General features: G+C 41.9%; 7 protein-coding genes. 1 reads left to right on the top strand and 6 read right to left on the bottom strand.

The window, feature by feature from the left end; translation table 11 throughout:
• Position 1: 1 nt before the first annotated feature.
• The 3 genes from EGI32_RS16645 to EGI32_RS16655 form a co-directional block, all read right to left on the bottom strand.
• Positions 2-1,234, bottom strand: coding sequence for a DUF6161 domain-containing protein (locus EGI32_RS16645; RefSeq protein WP_255156485.1), 1,233 nt, complete (start codon positions 1,232-1,234; stop codon positions 2-4).
• Positions 1,235-1,243: 9 nt separating this feature from the next.
• The gene (locus EGI32_RS16650; protein ID WP_255156486.1) at positions 1,244-3,982 is read right to left on the bottom strand and encodes a DEAD/DEAH box helicase family protein; all 2,739 of its coding nucleotides are present in this window, start codon (positions 3,980-3,982) and stop codon (positions 1,244-1,246) included.
• A gap of 200 nt (positions 3,983-4,182) precedes the next feature.
• Entirely contained in the window at positions 4,183-4,455 is a 273-nt protein-coding gene (locus EGI32_RS16655; RefSeq protein ID WP_255156487.1) for a hypothetical protein, read from the bottom strand.
• A gap of 107 nt (positions 4,456-4,562) precedes the next feature.
• Between EGI32_RS16655 and EGI32_RS21430 the strand changes: the two genes are divergently transcribed.
• Complete coding sequence (locus tag EGI32_RS21430) at positions 4,563-4,793, top strand: helix-turn-helix domain-containing protein (RefSeq protein WP_369681677.1); 231 nt, start codon at positions 4,563-4,565, stop codon at positions 4,791-4,793.
• A 147-nt stretch (positions 4,794-4,940) separates the two neighbouring features.
• Here the strand turns inward: EGI32_RS21430 and EGI32_RS16660 are convergent, their stop codons facing one another.
• The 3 genes from EGI32_RS16660 to EGI32_RS16670 form a co-directional block, all read right to left on the bottom strand.
• Positions 4,941-5,552, bottom strand: a complete 612-nt coding sequence (locus tag EGI32_RS16660; RefSeq protein ID WP_255156488.1) for a hypothetical protein — start codon at positions 5,550-5,552, stop codon at positions 4,941-4,943.
• 903 nt (positions 5,553-6,455) lie between these two features.
• Complete coding sequence (locus EGI32_RS16665; RefSeq protein WP_255154629.1) at positions 6,456-6,866, bottom strand: hypothetical protein; 411 nt, start codon at positions 6,864-6,866, stop codon at positions 6,456-6,458.
• Between the two features lie 83 nt (positions 6,867-6,949).
• On the bottom strand, positions 6,950-7,495 hold the full coding sequence (locus EGI32_RS16670; RefSeq protein ID WP_255154628.1) for a helix-turn-helix transcriptional regulator: 546 nt from the start codon (positions 7,493-7,495) through the stop codon (positions 6,950-6,952).
• Positions 7,496-7,992: the final 497 nt, after the last annotated feature.

Raw genomic sequence — 7,992 nt, forward strand, 5'->3', positions numbered from 1 at the left:
ATTATCTCTTTGTAACTTGATCCACAATATTTCCTGGCATGGTTGGCCCTGAATCATCTCTTAATAATCCAGAATCGGCCCTACTGAATAATGACTGCATGATCAGATGCCTTTCAGTTTGATCAATATTTTGTTCCTTTTTTAGTGCCAGATAAACATAAGTCAACTGTTCCCGTTCCTCTGCGTCTCGCACTAAATGAAAAGAACTAAAAGTTAGTTTAGCAAAAGTTCGCAGTCCATACGCTAAGAACGAAATTAAAGTAATGAAAGTTACTGACCACTTAATAGCGGTGGTTGTTTCAGCGAAGATTTTTTGCAAGGTCCCATCTGCAACCATATTTAAAATAAAAGCTAATACAAAAACTGAAACCACCAAACACAGAATCATTCCAATCAACCATCTATTACCCTCTTTTCTCAATTTCGTAGCCCTCTTATTCCAATACTGTGCAGGCGCTTCTAATTTTAATTTTTCTATATATAAACTTTCAAGTTCTGTTATTTTTTTATTCGAATCTGTATTAAATGAATTAAATTTTGAAGTAGTGCCTTTAAACCAATTGCTAAACTCCTCTTCTTTCTGTGATTTCAACACATCAATTTTTTCTGCATATTGATTGAATTTTTCATTGGTATTTGCAATATATTCAATCACTTCATTTTCAGCCTCTCCTAGTTTTTTTTGGAAGTTTGTCGCGGTGGTCAGGATTGATTTTTTTTCTGAATCTTTTCTTTCTGCAATCTTTGAGAAGTTTTTACTCACAAATTCATACGCTAATATGTACCCAATAAAGTAGTTTTTATGGTTAACGTGATGCATGTTCCCACTAAGGAATTCGTATGCGCCGGCATAATGAACGTTATTCTCCTTACTAAGATTTATCAGGAATTCAGTTTCTGAAAAGGCTGGAAGAAAAATATGAGGTTGGCCATTCTTTAAGCTCGAAAGATTGTCACTCCAGTATGATGGATAATTTTCGTCTCTCGTCACAAGAGCTATTATGTTTTTCTGTAGGCCTTTCAACAAATCTTTAGACGGTTTAATTTCTGAAGGAATCAATGAATATTCGTCGAACTTTTCTATTTGGTTTAAAATATACTCATAAATGGCAGCTACCCCAACCAGAGGCTGCAAATAGTTTACATGAGGAAATTTAACCTCAAGCTTATATCCCTGGTAAAAATCTTTATTTACAGATTCTGCAATTTTATGTTGTAATTCTTTTAATGTCATTTTCAAATTTTATGCTGCCAGCACTTCGTTTAATTCATTGATAATGATATCAGTTTCCTCTCCGAACAACTGCCACATCTTCCCCAACCCACCATTCTTATTAAAAGGATCCAATTCAAAATCATCCTTCTCTACGTGAAAGCTTCCGGCCACATAATCTTTTATCATACGCAGCCATTGCATTTGTTCCTCATTAAATTTTGTAGTTGTGCCGGCCTGTTTTTTAAACACCCATGCCTGGAAATTTTTATCAACTGTTTTATCATATCCGGTGAGCGTTGAATCGATATTGCTGATATGCCTGATGAGGCTTACTAATGCGACCAACTCATTCCTGGCAGATAATGATGTCCCTTCCAATACCTGATAAGCTTGCCAAACATTTGCCGGTGCCAGCAAGGGCTGTTCCATCTTGATTTTTTCGTACAAGTCTTTGATCATCTTGTATGTGAGTTCCCGTCGTTGGTATGGCTGTCCGTAGAATATCTGTAGCGCAGTTATTTCATCTTTATGAGCTTCTATCCATGCTTTGAAATCGTGGATGGTATTTTCTGCTGCAGCTTTCTGATCTTTTACCCAACCAATATTGGTGATGGTGTCCTGGTTAACATGGTCAATAATCTGATCATATTTTTTACGTACATCCACTATAAAATTTCTCAGGTCGGGATTATTAAATACCGCGACTGCCTGTTCAATCAATTGTTGCTTTTCTTTTTCAATAGCTGCTTCAATTTCCAAAGGTGCTTCGCCAACCAGTTTACGTCCGATAGAATGTTCAATACCGTCAATAGTATCCGGATCGTAGGCATTGAGTAATTGCCTTACTACATGATTGATAGTAAAACCATTTGCCTGGTCGGCAAATCCTGCCTTTTCATTTTCATTTATTTGTTTGTCAAGTCTTATAAGCCTGTTAGCAAGTGTACTTAGGATGTCTTCCGAAGTATTGCCTACGGCTACAGCCGCCAGTACATCTTTCAGGCTCATCCCCGGCTTCTTCTCCAGTGGCCGGCTATCTGTTTTTTGCGAATTTTCCACTCCAATAGCATCAATGATCACAAAATGATCTTTGGAATATTTGGCAGACGGAGTACCTTTTGCTTTCAGGTCTTCCACGGAGCAGGTACGTGTGCCCCGGCCCTTCATTTGTTCATAATAACTTCGACTTTTAACATCACGCATAAACACCAACACCTCAAGCGGACGAATATCGGTACCGGTCGCTATCATATCAACCGTTACTGCTATTCGTGGGTAATAATCATTCCTGAATTGCGCCAGCACAGTTTTTGGATCATCCTCACTTTTATAGGTAATTTTTTTGCAGAATTTATTTTCTTCCGCAAATTCATCCCGAACAATATCAATAATATCTTCCGCGTGCGAATCCGTTTTGGCGAAGATCAGTGTTTTGGGAATTTCAAATTTTCCATCTGCATCTATTCGATCGGGAAACATAGCGGGTATATTTTCTTTGATACCTCTGATGATAGTTCGGATAGTACTCGGGTTTACAATATCCTTATCTAATTGTTTACCGCTGTATTCTATATCTTCATCTACCGCTTCCCAAAATTTTCGTCGGGTAAGCCTTTCCCGTTTATCAACATTTTCACCCATGGCAATCTTACTGCCCTCTTTGGTGATCTTTGTTTCTATAGTAAATACATTATAGGGAACCAGTACACCATCAATTACCGCTTTCTCATAGCCATAATCACTTACGATGTTTTTATTGAAATACCCAAAAGTTCGGTTGTCTGGCGTAGCCGTAAGCCCCACCTGAAATACGTCAAAGTAATCCAGTACCTGTTTCCACAGGTTGTAAATACTCCGGTGGCATTCGTCTATTACGATAAAATCAAAAAATTCCGGAGGCACTTTTTCATTATACACAACGGGTAGCGGCTCCTTTGGCTGCCAGATTTCATTAGGGTTCAATTCTTCTGCACTCTCATCGAGTTCGCTACCTTTTAAAATGGAATACATCCTTTGTATGGTAGATATGTATACCTGATTATCGGCAGGTATAAATCCGCTTTTCAATCTGGTAACCCCGTACAATTCGGTAAATTTCCGGTTGTCATCATTAGGAACATAGGCCATAAATTCCTGCTCGGCTTGTTCTCCCAGGTTTTTGGTATCGACTAAAAAGAGTATGCGTTTAGCTTTTGCATACTTTAGTAACCGATATATAAATGTTATGGCAGTAAATGTTTTGCCCGATCCGGTTGCCATCTGAATCAATGCTTTTGGCCGGTTGTCTTTAAAAGACTCTTCGAGATTATTGATGGCAGTGATCTGGCAATCCCGTAATCCTAAAATTGGTAATGCAGGAATCGTTTTGAGTGCTGCCCGCAAAGACTTATCCTGGCGTTGCCACTCAGCAAAAGTTTCAGGCCGGTGAAAACTAAATGTTGGACGTGACCGGGGTTTTGGATCCTGGAAATTTGTAAAACGGGTTACTTCGCCTGTGCTTTCATAAACAAAAAGCAGTTTTTCATTATCAAGATGTTTCAATTTTGCAGAAGCGTATCCTTCTGACTGATCCTCATGAGTAGTTAGCCTAACGCCTTCTTCCTCCCTCTTGGCTTCAATGATGCCAACTGCTTTCTTATTTACAAATAATACATAATCAGCCGGACCAATATCTGTTTGATACTCTCTTACCGCTACTCCAATACCTGCATTCAGGTTGATTTGATTCTTATTTTGTATAACCCAACCACAGGCATGCAGTTGCATGTCTATTCTATCTCTGGCAAGTTGTTCTGGGTTTTGGTTGGGCATTATCTGTACGAATGACTCACATTATACGATTATTTCGGGAAAATCCTCACTCCTCACCGGTGTTTTCCCCATCACCTCCAAAAATATTGACAGATTTGGGCATAAAAAAAGGTTTCCCGTAAAAACGAAAAACCTTCAACTATTTATTTCAAATTTTACAATCCGGCCCCCAACACACTCCCCGCCTTCACCACCACCTTCATCCACTCATAAAAATGCAACATACATCCCCTCTCTTCCGGCAGCGCTGCATAAGGCAGATGGGTACTGGTAAGCGCCCCGCTCAGCAGCAGCCAAAGTTCCTGCTCAGCCTTCTCCGGCGAAAATTCCTTAAAAAATGCTGCCATCAGCAGCTGTGCGTTTTCGGTAGAAGGTTTTTGATCCAGCGAATAATAATATTCCTGGATTTCGGCGGGTAAAGTGTTCATAGATTTTTTATTTTATGGTGGAAGAATGTCCATAATAAAGATACAAAACACTTATGACATGTACGTAATAATTTAATAGAAAAATTTGTTGTCTCTTCGGGTTAATTATGATCAACTTAAAAGACGAAAAATTAATTAAGAAAATCGGGACTACGATTAAGCAAATTCGAAATGAATTGGGGTTGACGCAGGAACAAGTTTATGGAGATACCAATATTCATATCGGAAGACTCGAATCCTCCAGTATGAATATTTCTGTAAGTACGGTTTCTGTTTTGTGCAAATACTTCAAAATAAAACTCTCCGATTTTTTCAAAAGGGTCGAGGAACAAAAATAATATTTTTCGAGCGCCCCTTTTACCCTCACCAACACCATCCCATCCACAACAAAGAACGGGAAAGCTCCCCTTGCCCGATATGATGATCGTAGCAAGCGGTTGCTTTCCCGTTTTTATATACTTTTCGAAAAAAGCGAAAAAACACGTTTAGTCTGCCTGTAAACTATGTAAGTACGCATCGGCAGCTGCAATCAGTGCAGCCTTATCTGCAGTATCTCCGTAAACCGGCACCAATGCCCATGACGCCTCCAGGGCGCCGATTTTTTTGGGGAGTTTTTCATAAGGCCATTTGGGCGCAAAATCCAATACAAAAGGTTTTTCCGAAGACATCAACGGGCCTAGAAAACTTTTTTCATTCCCGCCCTTAGCATCAGCAATCGCCTGTGCCAGGCCATTGGTAGCGCCATATAGGTACGATGTTGTTACCAGCATATAATGGATATTCCCTTCCAGGTCGATACAGGTATACTGGTTGGCCGAATCCTTTGTTATTTCATAATCTTCAAAAACCTGTACACATTTTTTCCCGTCAAAGGCCAGTAGTTTTACTTTGCCCACTTTTAAATATTTGGCTACATTGCTATGCGCAGGCACGTCCTCATCCACTTCATATTTACCATCTCTTTCCACCACAAGGTTTAGCGGCTTATCGCCCGAATTTAAAAACATGAACTGCCTTGCAGGAACAGGCTTTCCGCAGGCGAACAACAACGAGGCGATCGCAAGAACAACAATTGTTTGGAGAGTAAATAAGCGCATAGATAATTTTGACAGGTGATAAAATGCGAATATAAAACGATGTTCCTGATTATCCTCCGGCCCGAACTGAAGAAATAATCCCTCCTGCTTACCCTATTCACCATAGCCACCTCATAATAAATAAAACGGGACAGCCCCGTGCCCGATGGCTGGTGGCCCGGTTGCCTCCCATTCAATAGTTGAAGCGCTGCGGGATGCTGAATGGTACCACACGACGGCCGCTGAGGTGTGAGCAGCTTCCTCTTCCCATCGTCGCATTTATAAAAAAAAAGGAAGCCAACCATTGCCGGATATTAATATCGCTCTGCAATTGGTTTCGCTTCCCGTTTCTTCCCGTCTTCCCGGCCAAGGTTCTCCGCCGCACTTTTGTTACAGGTGTTACCCTGTTGCGGCATCAGCACTTTGGTGGTGTGATGATGATCCTTATCTGGCCGTTGTTGGTCTGGAGCGGGACGACCCTGAAATCCCGCATCGTTCGGCAACCCTTCGACAAGCTCAGGGTGACAGTCTATCATCGGCAACCCTTCGACAAGCTCAGGGTGACAGTTCTATCAGGAACCAGACGACAGTGAAATCACGTATCCTTCGGCAACCCCTCGACAAGCTCAGGGTGACAGTTCTATCAGGAACCAGACGACAGTGAAATCACCTGTTGTTCGGCAACCCTTCGACAAGCTCAGGGTGACAGTCTATCATCGGCAACCCCTCGACAAGCTCAGGGTGACAGTCTATCATCGGCAACCCCTCGACAAGCTCAGGGTGACAGTTCTATCATCGGCAACCCCTCGACAAGCTCGGGGTGACAGTTCTATCAGGAACCAGACGACGGCGACAGTGAACGAACCACACAGATCATAGATCATACATCTTAGATCATACATCTTAGATCATAGATCATAGATCCTACAGTTCTGCCTTGCGCCCATTGATAGCCGCAATAAACACATCCGTTTCTACCAGGCTGCGGTCGATGCAGTTCACTTCATATTCCTGGTCGAGCAGGGCCATGTCGTTGAAGCCTTCGAGGCGCTGGGTAAGGGCGTTGAGCCTGGCTACTTTGCTGCTGCGTTTGGCGAGGTACTCGTTTTTAAGGTCGCCATCGGGGTAGGTGGCTATCATGGCGTCGAGGCCGTTGATCTCCAGCTGTACTTCGGCTATCTGTGTAGTTACCTGCGGGGCGGTTACTTCGGCGGCGGTGTGCCTGCGCACCAGCTGCACCCTCTTTACATTGAGGTCTTCTTTTTCGAGGGTGAGCTCTGCGAGTTTCTGGTCGCAGGCTTCGATGGTTTCCAGTTTCAATAATGAGTAATTCATGTTAGTTGTTTTTTTGATTAAAAAAATAAAATTCCGTTTCCGCAAAGGTTCGCGTGGCCTTTGCGGGGTGGGCAGGGGGTTAATTACTCCCCGGTGCCCAGGTATTGTGATATCACATTTGCTTTGGCCAAAAGCAAATCTCTTTGCAGCTGCAGGCGGAGTTTTTTATCTGCATGGCAGCCGCTTAATTTCCTTTTTATATCGTTGCTTCCCCAGTTCAGAAAAGCAGTATCTACTTTTTGTTGTTGCAACACGTCTATCAACTCGCCCCTCTTTTGCGTACAGGCAGATAAAACTTCCTGTTCTTGTTGCAGCCTGATCAATTGTGCATGGGTGGCCGTCAATTGAGAACGGGTGATTATCAGTTCATCTTTCAGTTCACTCAGTAGCATAGAACTTTGGCGCTCTGCTGCCCCGGTAATATGTAACTGCGGTTGCCGATCGTTCTTTCCGGCATCTACTTGCTGCACCAATTCGAGCAGGCGTATACCTACATCAATAGGTATCGGCCGCACTCCTTTTTCGGCCAGTTTAATCTGGCTTCGGGTAGTACTCAACATGGTAGCTGCTTCCTGTTGACTCAACCCGAAGCGTTGCCTGAAACTTTTTAAAACGTCTATCTGTATCATGCTATCAGCTTTTTGTACCGGCCCTGTTTTTTAAATGAATGGTTGGTACGTTTTGTACCAGCCCCCTATCTTTTTTATTAATCCGGTACATTTTGTACCGGGACATTGTATTTTCTACTCCCCTGGTACAATTTGTACCTACCCTCCTTTTTTTACGAAGGGTGGGTACATTCTTTTTTATGCCCTTCTGTTTAAAGCAATGAATAAACGTCTTAGAGTATTCACCCATTTTGGCAAAAACGTTGCAGAAAAAGGCGACTTTTTTCCCACACTGAAATTCCCCCCATATACTATTGCCACTTTTTGATAAAAACGTTTCAAATACCATCAACTTTTTTTTAAAAAGATTTTTCAATAATTAATTCATTTGTTGACTACCAGGATTTTTTTTTGATACCCGGGAACAAAGCAAAACAAAAGTTCAAAGCCAGACCAGTTGGCCAACCGGTTGGTCAACCCCCAACAGTTTTGATACTGAATAGCTTATGGGCAAAAAA

The sequence above is a fragment of the Ferruginibacter sp. HRS2-29 genome, from assembly GCF_024343615.1.
Classification (GTDB): Bacteria; Bacteroidota; Bacteroidia; order Chitinophagales; family Chitinophagaceae; genus Ferruginibacter.

Excerpts from the sequence above, each read along its gene's own strand:
- EGI32_RS16645 (WP_255156485.1), bottom strand. The coding sequence starts at position 1,234 with ATGACATTAAAAGAATTACAACATAAAATTGCAGAATCTGTAAATAAA.
- EGI32_RS16650 (WP_255156486.1), bottom strand. The coding sequence starts at position 3,982 with ATGCAACTGCATGCCTGTGGTTGGGTTATACAAAATAAGAATCAAATC.
- EGI32_RS16655 (WP_255156487.1), bottom strand. The coding sequence starts at position 4,455 with ATGAACACTTTACCCGCCGAAATCCAGGAATATTATTATTCGCTGGAT.
- EGI32_RS21430 (WP_369681677.1), top strand. The coding sequence starts at position 4,563 with ATGATCAACTTAAAAGACGAAAAATTAATTAAGAAAATCGGGACTACG.
- EGI32_RS16660 (WP_255156488.1), bottom strand. The coding sequence starts at position 5,552 with ATGCGCTTATTTACTCTCCAAACAATTGTTGTTCTTGCGATCGCCTCG.
- EGI32_RS16665 (WP_255154629.1), bottom strand. The coding sequence starts at position 6,866 with ATGAATTACTCATTATTGAAACTGGAAACCATCGAAGCCTGCGACCAG.
- EGI32_RS16670 (WP_255154628.1), bottom strand. The coding sequence starts at position 7,495 with ATGATACAGATAGACGTTTTAAAAAGTTTCAGGCAACGCTTCGGGTTG.